Genomic DNA, 17,990 nt, shown 5'->3' on the forward strand with positions numbered 1-17,990 from the left:
AGCGCTCTCCGGAGTGTTTCCGGCTGCCGCCCCGAAGCGGCCTCTCCGCGCCGCACCATCCGGCTCCGCTGTCCGCCGAACGGCCCCCCGTACCGCTACTTCCACGAGTTCCAGGCGAACTGCTCGGTCAGTCACACCGCGCCCGACGACCGATCGTCTGCCCCGGCCGGACCGGCACGTCGCACCACCACCCGTGCACGGGCAAGGAACACCACGAACGCCGGCGGCACCACGGACTCCCTCGGTGCGCGCGGCACCGCCTGCAAGGCGCCGGGCGACCTTCGGCGCAATGGCCCGAGGTGCTCACGGCGATCCGTGGCCACCGCGGGCCGCCGGCTTTCCTGACCGGGCGCCCGCCTGTGTATATTCCGGAGAAGGCCGAGGGGCCGAGGCGGTACGGCGATGGGGTGGGGATGGTACGCGCGGGGCTCACGACCGACCGCGTCGTCGCGGCGGCCGCCGACCTGGCGGACGCGACCGGCTTCGACAAGGTCACCATTTCCGCGCTGGCCCGCGGCTTCGGCGTCAAGGACGCCAGCCTGTACTCCCACGTCAAGAACCTCCAGGATCTGCGTACCAGGGTGGCGCTGCTGGCCGCGGGGGAGTTCATCGACCGGATCGAGACCGCCGTGGCCGGCCGGGCCGGGCGGGACGCCCTGATCGCCTTCGCCGACGCCTACCGGTCCTTCGCGCTGGAGTGCCCGGGCCGCTACGAGGCGACCCGGATGCGCGTCGACCCTGCCGTCGCCGCCGCATCGCCCGCGTACCACAGGACCATCGCGACCACGTCGTCCATGCTGCGCGCCTACGGCCTGACCGAACCTGATCTCACGGACGCGGTACGGCTGCTGCGCAGCACGTTCCACGGGTTCACCGCCCTTGAGGCGGACGGCGGGTTCGGTGCGCCACGAGCGGTGCAGACCTCATGGGAGCGCGCCGTCGAGGCGTTGCACTTCCTGCTCTCGAACTGGCCGTCGGCGACCGGCGGGGCCGCGCGCGAGGAGTGAATGCCGTGGACGTGAACATGCCGCCGGCGCAGCGCGGTCGGACGCTCCGTGATGCGGTCTCACTCACCGAGAAGCCTGAGCACGCGGGGCCAGCCGTCCGCCTGTGCGTGAGCGTTCCCGGCCGATGTCCCACCGAGGTCCATGTACCTGTTCGACAGCCGGTTCAGGGCGTAGTGGGCCGTGGGGCTGTAGGGGTACCAGCCGATGGCGTGGCCCGCCTTCCTGTAGACCAGGGCCTCGCGCTGCCGGCCCGGGCGCGACTGCTCGTCCCCGATGCTGCGGGCGGCTTCGGCCGACTGCCAGAGCCGGTCGTCATCACCCGCGATCGCCAGAACGCTGCCCTTCACGTTGCCGAGTGGAATCGGGGTGAGGTCGACCGGCTTGTTGTCCCTGGTCCATGCGATGCCATGGGGGTAGCCCGGCGTGGTGTTCCGGGACGGGGCGTAGAGGACGACATCGCTGACGAGGCCGGGGTAGGCGTGGGCGAGAAGTTGGGCTGCCTCCGTCCCGCGGGAGACTCCGATCACCGCAGGTTTGGCATTCCTCGTGCCGTGTTGCCGGTCCAGGAACCGCGCGGCCGTGGCGAAGTACTCCAGCCTGATGTTCTCCAGGCTCTCCGGACGCCCCGGGCAGCCGAAGTAGCACAGGGCGAGGACGGGGTGCCCGTGGGAGGCGAGCAACGCGGCGGCGAGGCGGTTGCTGGTGCCGCCCTCCGAGCCGCCGATGGTCAGGACCGGTGCACGTCGTGGCGAGTGGGGCGGCGGAAGGTAGAGGCTCCCGTACAGGCCGTTCATGGACCCGTGCAGGGCCTGGTAGGTCGTGCCCTCGCTCATCCACGTGCGCGTCAACGCACGCGTCGCGATCTGCTTGCCGCCCGCCTTCACGGCGAGCGTCACCTTGTAGGACGCCTGCTGCTCCGGTGGTTTGGAGGCGAACGACTCCTTGCCCGAGCCTTTCTGATGTGACGTCATGGACCAGAACAGGCCCATGCCGTCCACGCCGCGGTAGGTGCCTGAACGTGATCGCGCACGGTTGAGGTCCACTGTTCCGGTGTCGTCCGCGGTGACGACGGCCCGGCTTGCCCATGGGGCACCCCGATAGTCCGCTGCGCCTGCGGTGACGGTGACCTCCTCGTGCGGATGCAGGCCCGAGACCCGGACCCGCACCGCGTCGTCCACGAGAGATTCCGCCCGGTCCACCTGGATGCGCGCCCGGGTGCTGTGCTCGGGCCCCGACGAACACGCGCCCGCACCTGACAGGCCCAGGCAGCACGCCACCGCGACTGCGCGAGTCCGCCACGCCGTTGCCCGGCCGTTCACACCCTTCGTTCTCACGATGTGCCCCCAACTGACGTCGCCGTATTGGCTGTACACGGAAACCAATCACGTGGACCGGGTTCCTCGCCGAGGATCGGGCAACCGGAAGGCAGACTTTTCGAATTCTTGGGCCAGGAGAACCGCGAACCGCGAAACCTCCGGCGGCGACGGTCGTCCGTCGCGGCCGGAGGCTGCTGGATGGCAGGGGCGCCCCGACGCCCTCGCGGGGAGGTCAGGCGGCCTTGCGCGATCGGCCCGCCGCCACTTCGCGGGCCAGTTCGGCGTACCGCCGGCCGCTGCTCTTGACGGTGCGGCGCTGGGTCGCGTAGTCGACGTGGACCAGGCCGAACCGCTTGTCGTAGCCGTACGCCCACTCGAAGTTGTCGAGCAGGGACCAGGCGAAGTAGCCGGCGAGCGGCGCGCCCTTGCGGACGGCGCGGGCGCAGGCGGCCAGGTGCTCCTCCAGGTACTGGGTCCGCTCCGGGTCGTGCACCGAACCGTCGGCGAGGACGACGTCCTGGTACGCGGCGCCGTTCTCGGTGACGTAGAGGCGCTGGACGCCGTACTCCTCGGTCAGGCGCAGAAGGAGCTGTTCCAGGCCCTGCGCGTGGACCTCCCAGTCCATGTGGGTGTGGCGGGAGCCGGGCAGGTAGACCTGCTTGGCGTGCGGGACGGGGCCGGTCGCGTCGGCGGTGACGACCTGGCGGAAGTAGTAGTTCACGCCCATCCAGTCGAGCGGCGCCGAGATGAGATCCATGTCGCCGTCCTGTACCGGGAGTTCGACTCCGTACAGGTTCACCATGTCCTGCGGGTAGCCGCGCCCGAGGATCGGGTCGAGCCACCAGCGGTTGATGTGGCCGTCCCCGCGCACCGCGGCGGCCCGGTCCGCCTCGCGGTCGGTGGCGGCCTCGACCGGGCTGAGGTTGTTGACGATGCCGACGCGGGCGTCCGGGGACGCGGCCCGGATCGCCCGCACCGCGAGGCCGTGGCCCAGGTGCAGGTGGTACGAGGCGCGGACGGCGGCGGTCAGTTCGGTGAGCCCCGGAGCCATCGTGCCTTCGAGGTGTCCGATCCACGCCGAGCAGAGCGGCTCGTTGAGCGTCGCCCAGTCCTTGACCCGGTCCCCGAGACGGTCCACGACGACCGAGGCGTACGCGGCGAAGTGCTCCGCGGTCTCGCGGACCGTCCAGCCGCCCCGGTCCTGGAGCGCCTGCGGGAGGTCCCAGTGGTAGAGCGTGGCGAACGGGGTGATCCCGGCGTCCAGGAGCCCGTCGACCAGCCGGTCGTAGAAGTCGAGACCTGCTTCGTTGACCGGGCCGTCGCCGCCCGGGACGATCCGCGGCCAGGCGAGCGAGAAGCGGTACGCGCCCGCCCCCACCTCCTTGATCAGGGCGATGTCCTCGGGGACGCGGTGGTAGTGGTCGCAGGCCACGTCCCCGGTGTCGCCACCGGCCACCTTGCCCGGGGTGTGGGAGAAGGTGTCCCAGATCGAGGGCGCGCGGCCGTCCTCGGCCACGGCTCCCTCGATCTGGTACGCGGCGGTGGCGACGCCCCAGGTGAAGTCGGCCGGGAGGGCGCTGAGGTCGTTCACGGACTTCCTTTCCGAAGTGGTCACTTGACGGCTCCCGCCGTGAGGCCGGCGACGAGGTAGCGCTGCAGGAGCAGGAACCCGCCGACGATCGGCACGCTGACGACGAGCGAGGCGGCCATGACCTGGTTCCAGTAGACGTCGTTCTGCGTCGCGTAGCCCTGGAGACCGACGGCGAGGGTGCGGGTGGTGTCGTTGGTCATGACGGAGGCGAAGAGGACCTCGCCCCAGGCCGTCATGAACGCGTACACGGCGACGGCGACGATGCCGGGCACCGCGGCCGGCACGACGACCCGGAACAGGGCGCCGAGCGGTCCGCAGCCGTCGACGAGGGCGGCCTCGTCCAGGTCCCTGGGGATCGAGTCGAAGTACCCGATGAGCATCCAGATGGAGAACGGCAGCGAGAACGTCAGATACGTGAGGATCAGTCCGCCGCGCGAGCCGTACAGCGCGATCCCGGTGCTGTTCCCGATGTTGACGAAGATGAGGAACAGCGGGAGCAGGAAGAGGATGCCGGGGAACATCTGGGTGGAGAGCACCGTGACGGTGAAGACCCGCTTGCCGCGGAACTTGTAGCGGCTGACGGCGTACGCGGAGAACACCGCGATGATCACCGAAAGGACCGTCGCCGAGCCCGCCACCACCAGCGAGTTGACGAAGTACCGGGCGAGCGGGACGGTGTCCCAGATGTCGAGGTACGGCTTGACGGTCAGCCCGGACGGGATCCAGTGGAACTTCCCCGAGACGTCCTGGAGCGGCTTGAGCGAGCTGCTGATCATCACGTACACGGGCAGCAGGACGAACGCGGTCAGGAAGGCCAGGATGATGCGGCGGGTCCAGAGGAAGGACCGCGGCGCGGCCATCGGCGACCGGGACCGTGACCTTGATCCGACCGCTCTCGGCAGTGCGGCCGGCTGGGCATGGCTAGGCATCTGCACCCTTCCTTCCGCGCGAGGTGATGAGCAGGTAGACGGCCGTCACGACCAGGAGGAACAGCAGCAGGAGCACGGACATGGCGGATCCGGTGCCGAAGTTCCAGGTGACGAACGACGACTGGTAGATGTGGATCGAGATGAGGTCCGCGTTCTCGGGTGCCGCCTTGCCGAACAGCACGTACGGGGTGTTGAAGTCGTTGAACGTCCACAGGAACAGGACGAGGACCAGGACCTGGTTGACCGGGCGCAGCGACGGCAGCGTGATCTTGCGGATCTGCTGCCAGATGCCGGCGCCGTCGATCGCGGAGGCTTCGTACAGCTCGCGCGGGATGTTCTGCAGCCCGGCCATCACGATGAGGAAGGCGAACGGCCAGCCCTTCCAGACCGAGACGACGATCAGCGCGTAGATGCTGTTGTCACCGATCAGCCAGAAGGACGGCTGGTCGGTCAGCCCGAGCTGGTCGTGGAGCACGTGGTTGACCAGCCCGTTGTCCCGCTGGAACATGAACGCCCAGGTGATGACGGCCGCGTAGACCGGCAGGGCGTACGGGACGAGGAAGACCGCCCGAAGGAAACCGCGGCCGCGGAAGTTCTCCTGGAGCATGATCGCCGCCGTGACACCGAACAGCCACGCCAGGCCGACGGCGAAGAACGTGAAGACGCAGGTGACGAAGAACGAGTGGAGCAGCGCCTCGCCGATCGGGGCGTTGAAATCGACGGCGATCCTGTAGTTGTCGAGGCCGGTCCAGGGCGCTGCGCCCCAGTTGCCGATGAAGAACTGAGTGAGCTGGCGGAAGCTCATCACGATCCCGATGATCATCGGGATCACATGGATGAGGAGTTCGAGCAGGACGGCCGGCAGGAGCAGGAGGTAGGGCAGTCCGCCCTGGCGGATCCGGTCGGGGATGCGCGGCAGTCTCCTGCGCGCACCCCCGGTGCCCCGGCTCGTCAACCTGTCCGACTTTTCGGTTCGGCTGTCGGTGGTCACGGTGGCGGTCATGGAAGGTGCCTTACTGCTGCATCGTCTGCTGGGCCTTTTCGAGGCGCGCCTTGACGGATTCGGTGGTCACGGGGCGTCCGGCTGCGGCGTCGGCCCACAGCTCCTTGACCGCGGTGCCGACGGCCGTCTCGAACTGCGACTCGTTGGCCACCTGCGGCAGCGGGGCCGCGCTCTTGGCGAGCGTGTCGCGCAGGACCGCGAGGTCGGGCGCCGAGAACGCGGCGTCGGCCTGGGCGGTCTTGACCGGCGGGATGGACCCGTAGGTCTTGTTGAGCAGCTTCTGCTCGGCGTCGCTCGTCATGAACTTCACGAACTTCTTGGCACCGTCGATGTTCTTCGTGTTCTTGAACACCGCCATGTTGATGCCGGCGACCATGGAGTTGACGTTCTTGCCCTGGCCGGGGGTGCCGGAGGCGACGGGAACGGGTGCCGCCCCCCAGTCCTCGGGCTTCATGCCCTGGGAGGCGAACGTCGAGGCAGCGGCCTGCCACAGCACCATCGCGGTCTTGCCCTTGGCGAAGTCCGTCAGGGACTGGTTCTGGGCGTACTCGGCGTTGCCCGGCGCGATGATCTTGTCCTTGGCCATGAAGTCGATGTACTGCTTCACGGCCGCGACGGCACCGTCGGAGGTGAAGGTCGGCTTTCCGGCGGCGTCGAAGAAGTCCGCGCCGTGCTGCTGACCCAGGACGAAGGTCTGGTGGATGTTGTTGGAGAGGTTGGAGCCCTCCGCGCCCAGGCCCCACTTGCCGTTCCGGGAGAGCTTCTTGCCGTCCTCGACCAGCTCGTCCCAGGTGGCCGGGGGCTTGTCGATGCCCGCCTCGGCGAAGCTCTTCTTGTTGTAGTAGAGGGCGTACGCGAGTGAGTACAGCGGGACCGCGGAGGGGTCCTTGCCCTCCGCGCCCGCCGAGGCGACCGCGGAGTCGACGAAGCGGTCCCGGCCGCCGATCGCGTCGAAGTTCGCCTTGTCCCAGGGCAGCAGCGCCCCTGTCGCCTGGAGCGAGGCCGACCAGGTGTTGCCGATGTTCAGGACGTCCGGGCCCTGGCCGGACGTGGTGGCCGCGAGGATCCGGTTCAGCAGGTCGGCCCAGGGGACGACCTCCAGCTTGACCTTGATTCCGGTCTGCTCCTCGAACTTCTTCAGCTCGGGGGCCAGGATCTTCTTGTCGGCCTCGATGCTGGGGCCCTGGTTGGAGGCCCAGTAGGTGAGGGTCTTGGGCGAATCGTTGCTGCCGCCGCTCGATGACGTACCGCCTCCGCAGCCGGTGACTCCGGCGGCTATGGAGATCGCGAGGGTGGCGGCTGCTGCGGCTCTGATGGTGCGCATGCGGGATGGCCCCTTTCCGGGGAGGAAGTCCGCGTTCGGGAACCGAACGACCTTCAGGACTTAATTTATGACGTGATTTAAGAGGTGAGAGAATGTCGCGTCAAGTCCTGCGGTCGCGGTATGTTGCCGGGAAGGAAGGAGCCACATGGCTGAGCGCAACAGACGGACCGTGCGTGACCTGCGACGGGGCAACCGGGCGAGGGTATTGCAACGGTTGTATTTCGACGGCCCGCTGAGCCGCCAGGAGCTCGGCCCCGCGACGGGGCTGAGCTCAGGTTCCATCAGCAACGTCGTCGCGGAACTCTCCGCCGAGGGCCTTCTGGAGGAGGCCGGCGTCGTCGACTCCGACGGCGGCCGCCCCCGCACCCTGCTGCGCGTCGCTCCCGGCGGCGGGCTCCTCATCGGCATCGACATCGGAGAGACACGGATCAGGGTCGAGCTCTTCGATCTCGCCCTCACCGAACTCGCCCGCACCGAACGTCTGCTGGCCCAGCACGGCTACGACGTCGACCGCATCGTCGGGCACGTCCGGAGCGGGGTAGCCGACGTACTGCGCGACGCCGGCGCCGATCCGGGCCGGCTTCTCGGCATCGGCATCGGCGTCCCCGGCATCATCGAACGCCACGCGCCGGACGGTTCGGTCGGTGACGTGGGGTCCGTCGTCCACGGTCAGACCATCGGCTGGAGCGCCGTTCCCTTCGAGCGGCTGCTCCGCGACGCCGTCCGGATCCCGCCCGAGGTGCCGTTCTTCATCGACAACGGGGCCAAGACCCTCGGCCAGGCCGAGATGTGGTTCGGCGGCGGACGCGGCGCCGGCGTCTCCGCGGTCGCCCTCATCGGCTCCGGAGTCGGCGCCTGCGTCAACCACGGCGACCTGCTCGGAGAGGCCCGCAGCAGCACGGCCCTCGAATGGGGCCACACCACCGTGCAGTTGCGCGGCCGCCGCTGCCGGTGCGGGTCGATCGGCTGCCTGGAGGCGTACGCGGGCGCCGAGGCGATGCGCGAGCGCTGGCACGAGGCGGGCGGCCCACTGCCCGCCGACGCCGACGACGAGACCGCGCTCGCCGCCCTGCTCGCCGCCGCCTACCCCGGTCCGGGCGGCGAACCCGACCCCCTGGCCGTCTCCCTTCTCGACGAGACGGCCGAATGCCTGGGGGCGGCCCTGGGCGACCTCATCAACCTCTTCCTGCCCGAGCGCATCCTGCTCGGTGGGTGGGCGGGCCTGCTGATCGGACCGCATCTGCTGCCCGACATCCGCCGCTACGCACAGGAGTACGCGCTCCGCCACGCCGCGGCCCGCACCACGATCGAGCTGGGCCGCCTCGGCCCCGACGCGGTGACGGTGGGCGCCGCGACACTCCCGCTGTCCGACTTCCTGGCCCGGGGCGGCAGCCGCCCGTCCCCCGAGGCGCCGTCCGGCCCTTCGGCGCCGGGGTTCCGGACGGCCGTGGACGCGGTACGGGGGAGGGGGCGCGCGCGGTCGGTGTCGGACGCGACGGGGTGAGGCGGGGGCGGGCCGGGCCGGCCTGCCCGGCTGCGGCGCCCGCGCCGGGGCGCGGCGGTGGGGCCGAAGAGCCGGGTCCCCTTACGGCGAGGACGACGACCGGGACGTCGGGCGCCACGCGGCCGGCCAGGTCACGTCCCGGGCGACGGCTCCCGGCACGCCGAGGCTCGCCCGGGCGTGCTCCACGTAGCGGCTGCGCGCACTCCGGAACTCCTGGAACGCCTGATCCCAGTTCTGCTCGACTTCTGTGGGGACACCCCGGGCCAGGGTCTCCAGCCGCCACAGGCAGTGGTCCAGCGTCTTGGACGCCGTGTTCGCCTCGGTGTCGCCGAGGAGCCCCAGCGTCTCGGAGAGGGCGGAACGGCGGGATTCCAGCTCGCCGAGTTCCGTGAGCACATCAGGAGTCGGTTCCAGCTTCATGGGTCCCGACACCAGACCCCGCGCCGCGGCGATCATGTGATAGCGGGCCGCCAGCTCCTTCACGGCGTGGGCGTACTCCGCATAGGCGGTCAGGCGGTGCTCGTCCCACCGCACCGCCTGCTGCCTCCGCCACCTCGCCCGCTCGTTCAGACTGCTCACCAGGAAGGACATGAGCCCTCCGAGGGCGACACCCACCAGGGGCAGTATCCGGTCGGTCAGACTCACCATGGACCCCGATCACGTAGCGCAGCGTCCACCTGATCATTTCCGCTCGGGCCGGGCAGTGCAACACCCCTCAGGGCGGCGGGTGATGGCGGCGGACCTCCATGCGGGCCGGTGCCGGGCCTACGCCGAGTCCCGTACCACCAGTGCCGGTTCGAAGATCACCGAGGTCGTCGCGCCGTCCGGCTTCGACAGCCCGTCGATGAGCAGCCGGGCCATCTCGGCGGCCATCGCCTCGACCGGCTGGCGGATCGTGGTCAGCGGCGGCCGGCAGGCGGACGCCGCGCTGCTGTCGTCGAAGCCGATCACCGCGACGTCCTCGGGCACCCGCCGTCCCTGTTCCCGCAGCACATGGCAGGCGCCCGTCGCCATCAGGTCGTTGGCCGCGAACACCCCGTCCAGATCCGGGTGTTCGGCCAGCAGCCGCTCCATCGCGGCCTCGCCGCTCTCCTGGGTGAACTGCCCTTCCGCGATCGGGATGTACGGATGTCCGTGCTGCGCCAGCGTGTCGCGGAAACCGGCCAGCCGGTCCTGCCCGGCCGGCACGTCGAGCGGCCCGGTGATCGTCACGAGGCGGCGGCAGCCGCGGGCCAGCAGATGTTCGGCGGCCAGCCGTGCACCGTCCTGGTGGGCGAGGTCGACATAGCTGATCCGGACCGGCCGCGCGGGCCGCGCGTACAGCACCGCGGGCAGTCCGGCGTCCGTGAGCATGCCGGGCAGCGGGTCCTCCGCGTGCGTCGAGACGACCAGCGCGCCGTCCGCGCTGCCCTGGCGCAGGAACGAGACCACGTCCTCACGGGCCCGTGACGTCTCGGCGAACATCAGGACCGGGTGCATCCCGCGTGGCCGGAGGTAGTTGACCACCCCGGTCACCACCCGGCCGAAGAACGGGTCGGCGAAGACCTGCGCGGTGAAGGACGACCCGCTCTCCGGATCGGCCGTGTCCGCGGCCGAACCGCCGTCGGCCGGTTCCGGGTCGACCCCGGCGCCCGACACCACCAGGGCGATGGCGTCGGTGCGCCGGGTCACCAGGGAGCGCGCCGCGCGGTTGGGTGCGTAGCCCGTGACGGAGACCGCTCGGCGCACGGCCTCCTGGATCACCGGGTCGACATTGCGTACGCCGTTGATCACCCGGGAGACGGTGGCGCGGGAGACACCGGCCGCCCTCGCCACGTCCTCAAGGGTGGGTGTACCGGCCGATCGTGGAGCATCCGTCATGAGCGCATTTATAGCATCACCGGAGAGCGCTCTCCACTGCCCTCCGTGCCACCGTCGGCGTCCGTTCCGGACGGGCGCCGCGCCGCGAGCGCCGTCAGTGTCGTGCCGAGGGGCAGATCGCCCGCCGAACGGCCGCCCAGCAGGGCGAAGTCACCGGCCTCCGTCTCCCACCCGTGCCGCGTGGCCGACCAGTGTGCCAGGGCGCGCCCCGAAACCCGGATCACCGCGACCGTGCTCTCCCCGGGCTCCGCCGTGACCGCCGCGTACCCGACCAGGCGCCGGGCCGGCCGCTCGACCGCGGAGCCGTTCCTGGCCAGATAGAGCTGGACCACCTCACGGCCGCGCCGCCGCCCCGAGTTGCGCACCCGGACCCGTACGTTGAAGGAATCCCCGGCCCGGACCGTCGCCGGGGCCGTCAGATCCTCGTACTCCCAACTCGTGTACCCCAGCCCGTGGCCGAACCAGTAGGCCGGAACGGCCCCGGACCGCAGCCAGGCCGCGTAGCCGATGTGCAGGCCCTCCGCGTAGTGCAGCCGCCCGTCGGGCGCGGGCGCGGTGCCGAGCACCGGTACGTCGTCCTGCGCGGCGCCCCAGGTGGTGGGCAGCCGGCCACCCGGCTCGGCCCGGCCGAACAGGACGTCGGCGAGTCCGCCGCCGGCCTCCTGCCCGGGGAACCAGGTGAGCAGCAGGGCGGGCACCCGGGAGTGCCAGGGCAGGGCGACCGGGCCGCCCGCGTTCACCACGACCACCGTGCGCGGATTGGCCCGCGCCACGGCCCGTACGAGAGCGTCCTGGCCGTCGGGCAGCCCAAGGCTCTCGCGGTCCTGGCCCTCCGACTCGCTCTCCTCGGTCGTGCCGACGACCACCACGGCGACGTCCGCGGCGCGCGCGGCGGCCACGGCCTCGGCGAGGGCGGAGGCCGCGTCGCCGGCGGGAGGGGCGGCGGCGAGGACGGTCGCCACACCCGAACCCGGGGCGAGCGAGCGTCGCGCCACGACCTCCACCTCCTCGCCCGCGACCAGTTCGGCCCGGGCTCGGTGCAGCGGTGGGGCGACGTGGACCCGGGTCGGATCGTCGCTGTCCACCGGGAACGTGCCGGACAGCACCGTCTCGCCGCCGACGGACAGGGAGATCGCTCCCCAGCCCCCCACCGCCCAGGTCCACACACCGCCCACGTCGGGGCGGACCAGGGCCCGGATCTCCACGGCCGCGGCACCGTCGACCACGACCGAGGGCTCCACGATCCGCCCGGACAGCCGGTGCTCGGCATGGAGTTCGTCACCGTCCGCGTCCAGCAGCCTGACGAGCACGCCCGGTGTGCCGGTGCGAGGATCACGCGACCTGTCCAGGGGGAGGGGACGGCCGGACGGCGGCAGCCCCCGGTGGTGGGTCACCTCCGCCGCGCCGTCGAGCGCTGCCTCGATCCCGGCCAGCGGCGTCACCACCGCCTCGGGAAACACCTCCGCGCTGCCGCCGCCCTGAACGCGCACCGCCGTGGCATGCGGACCGATGACCGCGACCGAGCGCATCCCGGCACGGTCCAGCGGCAGCAGTTCCCCGGCGTTGCGCAGCAGCACCGAGCCCGCGGCGACGGCCCGGCGCAGCAGTGCCCGCTGCGCGCCGGGAGCGATGACGGGCCGCCGCGCGGGGCGGGGCGTTCCCAGCGCACCCACCTGCCCGGCGAGCCGGAGCAGCCGCCTCACCTTGTCGTCGACGGCCGCCGGGGAGACCAGCCCGTGTTCCAGTGCGGCGAGCAGGCCCGCCGCCCAGGGGCCGTCCGGCCCCGGCATCGCCAGGTCCTGCGCGGAGCGTGCGGTGTCCAGGAGCGTGCGCACACCACCCCAGTCCGAGACCACGGGCCCCTCGAATCCCCAGTCCTCCTTCAACGGGCGCTCCAGCAGCGGGGAGGCGGACATGGTGACGCCGTCGACCTTGTTGTACGCGGACATGACCGCCTGGACGCCGGCCGCCACCGCCGCCTCGAAGGGGGCGAGATAGAGCTCGTGGAGTGTCTGCTCGTCCATGCGGACGTCGACGATCAGCCGGTCCGTCTCGGCGTCGTTGGCGACGAAGTGCTTGGCGGTGGCGGCGACCCCGCCGGACTGGATGCCCTTGATGAGGGCCGCGCCGGTCCGGCCGGTGAGGAGCGGGTCCTCGGAGAAGCACTCGAAGTGCCGGCCGCCCAGGGGGGACCGGTGCAGATTGAGGGTGGGGGCGAGGAGTACGTCCACGCCTTTGCGTCGCGCCTCCGAGGCGAGCAGCGCGCCGAGATCCGTCAGCAGGTGCTCGTCCCAGGAGGCGGCCAGCGCCGTCGGGGAGGGCAGGACGAGCGATGTCTCGCGCTCGTCCCAGGTCTCGCCGCGTACCCCGGCAGGCCCGTCGGAGAGGGTGAGGGCACGCAGTCCCACAGCCGGTTCGGCGTGTGTACGCCAGGTGCTCGCACCGGTCAGCAGGCGCGCCTTCTGCGCCAGGTCGAGCTTCTCCAGCAGTGGATCGATCTCTTCGTCCCTCATGACGGTCATGCCCTCTCAGTCCGCGCGCCCGATCAGCGCCCTCGCGCTGCGACGGCAGCGCTGCCGCGCGCAGCCGGGAGAGCGCTCTCCCGCGCTGCCGCGCCAAGCGTCGCTGGCCGACGGTGACCGTGTCAATGGCGAACGCCTCCGCACAGGCCGTGTGCCACCCGGCCTCCGCCGGTGGCCGGAACTCGCTGTGCTCTTGTCATCACGCGTTGTCTGCACATAAGTTGACCGCTTGCGACGTGTCCTACTGCCTGTGGGGGAGCCAAGTCATGGCCGCGAACGGACGGCACCGCAGATACCAGCCGAGCCGCATCAACCGTGTCTCGCTCACGGTCACAGCGGGCGGTGCGGGCATCGCCCTCCCGCTCATCACCGCGGCGTCGGCGGGCGCCGCGTCAGGTGATGTGTGGGACAAGGTCGCCGCGTGCGAATCCACCAGCAACTGGGACATCAACACCGGCAACGGGTACTTCGGCGGGCTTCAGTTCACCCGGTCGACGTGGGCTGCCTACGGCGGTACGGAGTACGCGCCGCGCGCGGATCTGGCCACCCGGGACCAGCAGATCGCCATCGCGGAGAAGGTCCTGGAGGGGCAGGGCCCCGGCGCGTGGCCGGTCTGTTCGGGGAAGGCGGGCCTGACACGGGGCGGTGACGGACCGGACGTCAGCCCGCAGTCCGAGCGAACGGCCGAGATCGCGACGCCGAAGAAGGCCCAGCCCCGTGCCGCCGCTTCGCAGAGCGCCGGAACGGCGAAGGCCACACCGACCACGGTGCCGGGCAAGCGTGACTCGTACACCGTGGCGCGCGGGGACTCGCTCTCCGGGATCGCGGCCGAACGGCGCCTGGACGGTGGCTGGCAGCGGCTCTACTCGGCCAATCGCAAGGTCGTCGGCGACGACCCGGACCTGATCTTTCCGGGCCAGCGTCTGAGCCTCGACCTGGCAGGGACGCCGAGGACGGTCAGCGGCGCCGCTCCGAAGGCGGATGCCTCCTCGCAGCCACGGGCCAAGGACGTCGCGAAGACCAAGGACGTCAGGGAAAAGGCGGCGCCCGCACCGAAGCGGACGGCACAGCCGGAGCACAAGCGGACGGACCGGCCCGCGCAGCAGGCCCAACCGAAGCAGACACAGCAGGCGAAGCCGAAACCGAAGAAGACCGAGACCCACAAGACGGAGACCCGCAAGACCGAGACCCGCAAGACCGAGCGGGCGGAGAAGCACTCCGGGCTCACCGCTCCGGTGTCGGCCCGCACGGGCACTCCGTACCACCAGGCAGGTTCCTGGTCCAGCGGCTACCACACGGGTGTCGACTTCCCCGTGCCCACCGGTACGTCGGTGAAGGCGGTGGGGCCCGGCACGGTCGTCTCGGCGGGCTGGGGCGGGGCGTACGGCTACCAGATCGTCATTCGGCACAGCGACGGCAAGTACAGCCAGTACGCGCACCTGTCGTCGCTCCTGGTGCGTTCCGGCCAGCATGTGGGCGGGGGGCAGCGCATCGCCCGCTCCGGCTCCACCGGCAATGTCACGGGGCCGCACCTGCACTTCGAGATCCGGACGGGCCCCGACTACGGTTCCGACGTCGACCCGCTGGTCTACCTCAGGGCGGGCGGCGTCAAGGTCTGAGTGCCGGGCCGGTCACCGGCCGCGGTGGCAGATGCGGTGGACCCCGTGGCGGACGCGCCCCTGCGCGCGCCGCCGCCGGGCGGCCGCGGGTCCGGTCCGAACTCCGCCTGACCCACCCGGCGCTCCAGCGGCTTCCGTACCGTCATCGGCAGAGGCGCGGGAAACGTTTCCGCGACCGCCGTCGGCGGCGTCGGTGCCACGGGATCGGGAAAGGCCACCACGGTCGGGGTCGTCGACCGGACCGGCCGGGGCACGGTGCCCGCCGGGCCGTTCGGTGCGCCCGCCGGGTCCGGCGAGCCGGCGGGCCCGGCGAAATCCGCCGCGTCCTCGCCGGAGGCGCCGACGGGCAGGGCCCCCGGCGGACGTACGGCGACGGTCGCGCCACCGGGCTCCCGGCCCACGTGGGCATCGTCCTGCGGACGCTCGCCGACGGCAGTCCGCCGGCCCTCGCGGCGCTCCGCGCCCATCCGCTCCGTGGTGAGCATGATCAGCCCGCCGGCCGCCACGGCCCCGCAGGCGAGGGCGAGCAATGTGCCGGCTGTGCCGTGCCGGAACTGCTCACCGAACAGCGTGATGCCGACCGCGGCGGCCACCACCGGGTTCACCACCGTCACCGTGGCGAGCGGTGCCGTCAGACCCGCGCCGCGGTACGCAGCCTGGGACAGCAGCAGCCCGGCCCCCGCGAGCGCCGCGATCACGAGCAGCGTCGGCACGCCCGCGCCCACCTCGCCCGAGGTCCACTGCATGGCCACGGTCTTCGTGAACACGGACGCGATGCCGAAGGCGACACCCGCCGCTCCGGCCAGGACCACACTGCGTATCACCGGCCGGCGCATGGCCTTCGCGACCAGCATCAGCGCGGCCACCGCGCCGAAGGTCACGATCGCGAGCATCAGTTGCTCGGGCCCGCCGAGGGACTGCGCGTCGGACCCCCCGGTCAGGGCCAGCAGTCCCGCAAGCCCCACCGTCGCCATGAGCGCGCCGCGCCAGGCGGTCGCCCCGGCCTTGCGGCGTACGAAGAGGGCGGCCATCGGCAGGGCGAAGACGATGGTCAGGGCGCCCAGCGGCTGTACGAGGCTGAGCGGGCCGTAGGCCAGGGCCACCACGTGCAGGACGGCGCCCACGCCGTTCAGGGCCACCGCGGCCCACCAGACCCGGTTGCGCAGAGGCGCGAGTGAGCGGCCGTCGGAGGCCGTGGCCACGCGCTCCTGGACGATCGCCCCGGCCGCGTAGGCGACCGCGGAGACCAGTGACAGCAGCACGGACAGCGCGAGGGAACTCATGTACACCACGATCTCCCTTCAAAGCCGCCGCGTCGTCGTCCCTGAGACGGCGATTCGGCCTACTGCTTTGGTAGTACGGGAGTGGTCCCGGTGTCCTCCTCCCGACGGTAGTCCTCCTCGCGGCCGACGTCAGAACGATCATCCCGCACGGGTACGGTGAACCGCGAGCCGCGGCACTGCCGGTGCCTGTGGCGTCACACCGGGTGGCCGGCGGATCGGGAGGCGGCAGCGCGATGGACGGGAACGAAGAGGCCGGTTCCGGGCGGGTTCTTCGCGTTGCGGACGGCCCCGGTGCCCGAGGGCGGGCATCTCGCGCTGGCACGGTTGTACGCGGGAGAGGACGCACCGCTCACGGGCCGCATCGACACCGTCGCGGCGCGGCTCGGGACGACCGAACGGCGCGTCGCCGCCTCCGTCGCGCATCTGGGGCTGGCCGCGCGGCTGTGGTCCACGACGCTCGGGCCGGCGGTCCTCTTGGGGGGCGTCCCCAGCCTGCGGGCCGAGGACCTGCACTGGGATCCCCGGCTGCCCGCCCCGGACGACCTGTGGTCCGACGGACGAACCGTGATTCCGGGCTCGGCCGCCTGGATCCGGGACGTCGTCCAGTACGGCCATCTCGTCCCGCTCGCCGAGGCGGTGCGCCGGGACACCCCCGTGCCGATCCGGCTGCTGTGGGGCAATGCCGGATCCGCGCTGGCGGGAGCCGTGCGCCAACTGATGGTGTGGGCGCGGACCCATGGCAGGCCCGCCGTCGCCGCGCGCACCCGCGCCCTGGCCGCAGAACTGTTCGACCACCCGGATCTGCGCGGCACGGGCGCTCCGCACGGACCTGCCTTCCGCAGAAGCACCTGCTGCCTCTACTACCGTGTGCCGGGCGGCGGGCTGTGCGGCGACTGCGTCTTCGACGAGGCGCCCCGCCGCTCGCCCGGGCGTCCCGGCTGAGTAGGCGGAGCGGAAGCGCGACAGAGCCTTTCGGGTCTCTCTGGTGAGCGGTTCGGCACGTATGGCGGCATGAGAGCGGCCAACGGGCTACGAAGTCGACGGAGGACGGATTCATCTCTGCGACGAGGAGCTCGGGCATGCGGCACGGCACTGAGAAGAAGACGGGTGCAGGGGCCGGTGCCCGCATTGCGAGGCCGATGGATGCGAGGCCCGGTACCCGCGGCGTGAGGGCGATGGGGGCGGGGCCCCGTGCCCGCATTGCGATGACGACGGTCCGCTTTACGGGGGCGCTCGGTGTGAGGCCCGGTACCCGCGGCGCGAGGCCGATGGGGGCGGGGCCGGGTGCTCGCAACACGATGACGACGGCCCGCACCGCGGGGGCATTCGGCGCGGGGCCGGGTGTCCGCACCGCCAGGGCGATCGGTGCCACGCATGGTTCTTGATCTCGTCATCATCGGGCTCGTCATCAACCTCGGCCCTCTGCACAACAGCGCGTTCATCCTGCTGCTCTCCACACCCCGTGGTGTACGCAAGGGGCTCGCGTTCGTCCTCGCCTGGCTCGGCTGCCTGGTCCTCGTGCTGGCCGCGGTGATCCTGCTGACCGGCGGCAAGCCGCCGGCGCCTCGCAGCGCCCCCTCCACGGCGGCCCTGGCGCTCAAACTGGCGCTGGGCCTCGGGATGGTGGTCTACGCGGAGAGCAAGCGGCGGCGGGGCAGCCGGCCGCACCGGTCTCCGAAGTGGCTGTCCCGGCTGGACAACGCCTCGCCGTGGACCGCGGCCGGCCTGGGCGTCGTCCTGCAGCCGTGGGGCCTCGTCGCCGCGGGAGCCGCCACGGTCGTTCAGGCGCACCTGTCCTCCGCCGGCTCGTACGTGGCGCTCTTCGTCTTCTGCCTGCTGGCGACCTCCGGCCTGTTGACGATGCTGCTGTACGCGACGTTCCGGCCCACGGAGGCCAGGGCGAGGCTGGGCGCGCTGCGCGACTGGACGGAACGCCACCAGGACCAGGCGATCGTGACGCTCTCCCTGCTGGCGGGTCTGTGGCTGGTCGCCAAGAGCCTCTACCAACTCGTCTGATCCACGCCACTGCCAG

Annotated in this window: 14 protein-coding genes and 1 pseudogene; 6 read left to right on the forward strand and 9 right to left on the reverse strand. The window is 71.6% G+C overall.

Annotation, left to right across the window (positions count from 1 at the left end; genetic code table 11):
- Window positions 1-84 precede the first annotated feature (84 nt).
- Together OG446_RS37255 and OG446_RS34535 are read left to right on the forward strand one after the other, a co-directional pair.
- A pseudogene (locus tag OG446_RS37255) lies at window positions 85-279 on the forward strand (DUF1996 domain-containing protein); the annotation flags it as partial.
- A gap of 134 nt (window positions 280-413) precedes the next feature.
- Window positions 414-1,007 (forward strand): TetR-like C-terminal domain-containing protein, encoded by a 594-nt coding sequence (locus OG446_RS34535; RefSeq protein ID WP_328898509.1) that lies wholly within the window; start codon window positions 414-416, stop codon window positions 1,005-1,007.
- Between the two features lie 59 nt (window positions 1,008-1,066).
- Here the strand turns inward: OG446_RS34535 and OG446_RS34540 are convergent, their stop codons facing one another.
- From OG446_RS34540 to OG446_RS34560, 5 genes are all read right to left on the reverse strand, one after another.
- A complete protein-coding gene (locus OG446_RS34540; protein WP_328897725.1) occupies window positions 1,067-2,185 on the reverse strand; it encodes an acyl-CoA thioesterase/bile acid-CoA:amino acid N-acyltransferase family protein in 1,119 nt (372 codons plus the stop codon).
- Window positions 2,186-2,555: 370 nt separating this feature from the next.
- On the reverse strand, window positions 2,556-3,914 hold the full coding sequence (locus tag OG446_RS34545; protein ID WP_328898510.1) for a GH1 family beta-glucosidase: 1,359 nt from the start codon (window positions 3,912-3,914) through the stop codon (window positions 2,556-2,558).
- Window positions 3,915-3,934: 20 nt separating this feature from the next.
- Window positions 3,935-4,843: a carbohydrate ABC transporter permease gene (locus OG446_RS34550; protein ID WP_328897726.1), complete on the reverse strand. Its 909-nt coding sequence runs from the start codon at window positions 4,841-4,843 to the stop codon at window positions 3,935-3,937.
- Complete coding sequence (locus tag OG446_RS34555) at window positions 4,836-5,846, reverse strand: carbohydrate ABC transporter permease (protein ID WP_328897727.1); 1,011 nt, start codon at window positions 5,844-5,846, stop codon at window positions 4,836-4,838. The genes OG446_RS34550 and OG446_RS34555 overlap by 8 nt, the downstream gene beginning before the upstream one ends.
- A gap of 10 nt (window positions 5,847-5,856) precedes the next feature.
- The gene (locus OG446_RS34560; RefSeq protein ID WP_328897728.1) at window positions 5,857-7,170 is read right to left on the reverse strand and encodes an ABC transporter substrate-binding protein; all 1,314 of its coding nucleotides are present in this window, start codon (window positions 7,168-7,170) and stop codon (window positions 5,857-5,859) included.
- Between the two features lie 145 nt (window positions 7,171-7,315).
- Between OG446_RS34560 and OG446_RS34565 the strand changes: the two genes are divergently transcribed.
- On the forward strand, window positions 7,316-8,674 hold the full coding sequence (locus tag OG446_RS34565; RefSeq protein WP_328897729.1) for an ROK family transcriptional regulator: 1,359 nt from the start codon (window positions 7,316-7,318) through the stop codon (window positions 8,672-8,674).
- An 81-nt stretch (window positions 8,675-8,755) separates the two neighbouring features.
- On the opposite strand, the gene OG446_RS34570 is transcribed toward OG446_RS34565, so the two are convergent.
- The 3 genes from OG446_RS34570 to OG446_RS34580 all read right to left on the reverse strand — a co-directional run bounded on the left by OG446_RS34570 (window position 8,756) and on the right by OG446_RS34580 (window position 13,056).
- The gene (locus tag OG446_RS34570) at window positions 8,756-9,322 is read right to left on the reverse strand and encodes a hypothetical protein (RefSeq protein WP_328897730.1); all 567 of its coding nucleotides are present in this window, start codon (window positions 9,320-9,322) and stop codon (window positions 8,756-8,758) included.
- Between the two features lie 117 nt (window positions 9,323-9,439).
- A complete protein-coding gene (locus OG446_RS34575; RefSeq protein ID WP_328897731.1) occupies window positions 9,440-10,534 on the reverse strand; it encodes a LacI family DNA-binding transcriptional regulator in 1,095 nt (364 codons plus the stop codon).
- Between the two features lie 8 nt (window positions 10,535-10,542).
- On the reverse strand, window positions 10,543-13,056 hold the full coding sequence (locus OG446_RS34580) for a glycoside hydrolase family 3 C-terminal domain-containing protein (protein WP_328897732.1): 2,514 nt from the start codon (window positions 13,054-13,056) through the stop codon (window positions 10,543-10,545).
- A gap of 266 nt (window positions 13,057-13,322) precedes the next feature.
- On the opposite strand from OG446_RS34580, the gene OG446_RS34585 reads away from it, so the two are divergent.
- Complete coding sequence (locus OG446_RS34585; protein ID WP_328897733.1) at window positions 13,323-14,675, forward strand: transglycosylase family protein; 1,353 nt, start codon at window positions 13,323-13,325, stop codon at window positions 14,673-14,675.
- Here the strand turns inward: OG446_RS34585 and OG446_RS34590 are convergent.
- Complete coding sequence (locus OG446_RS34590) at window positions 14,645-15,958, reverse strand: DMT family transporter (protein WP_328897734.1); 1,314 nt, start codon at window positions 15,956-15,958, stop codon at window positions 14,645-14,647. The two genes, OG446_RS34585 and OG446_RS34590, sit on opposite strands and share 31 nt — an antisense overlap.
- A gap of 276 nt (window positions 15,959-16,234) precedes the next feature.
- Between OG446_RS34590 and OG446_RS34595 the strand changes: the two genes are divergently transcribed.
- Both OG446_RS34595 and OG446_RS34600 read left to right on the forward strand, forming a co-directional pair.
- Complete coding sequence (locus OG446_RS34595; RefSeq protein WP_328897735.1) at window positions 16,235-16,900, forward strand: (2Fe-2S)-binding protein; 666 nt, start codon at window positions 16,235-16,237, stop codon at window positions 16,898-16,900.
- 432 nt (window positions 16,901-17,332) lie between these two features.
- Window positions 17,333-17,974 carry a GAP family protein gene (locus tag OG446_RS34600; RefSeq protein ID WP_328897736.1) on the forward strand — a complete coding sequence of 214 codons (642 nt, stop codon included), beginning with the start codon at window positions 17,333-17,335 and terminating at the stop codon, window positions 17,972-17,974.
- Window positions 17,975-17,990: the final 16 nt, after the last annotated feature.

The organism is Streptomyces sp. NBC_00236 (assembly GCF_036195045.1).
Taxonomy (GTDB): Bacteria; Actinomycetota; Actinomycetes; order Streptomycetales; family Streptomycetaceae; genus Streptomyces.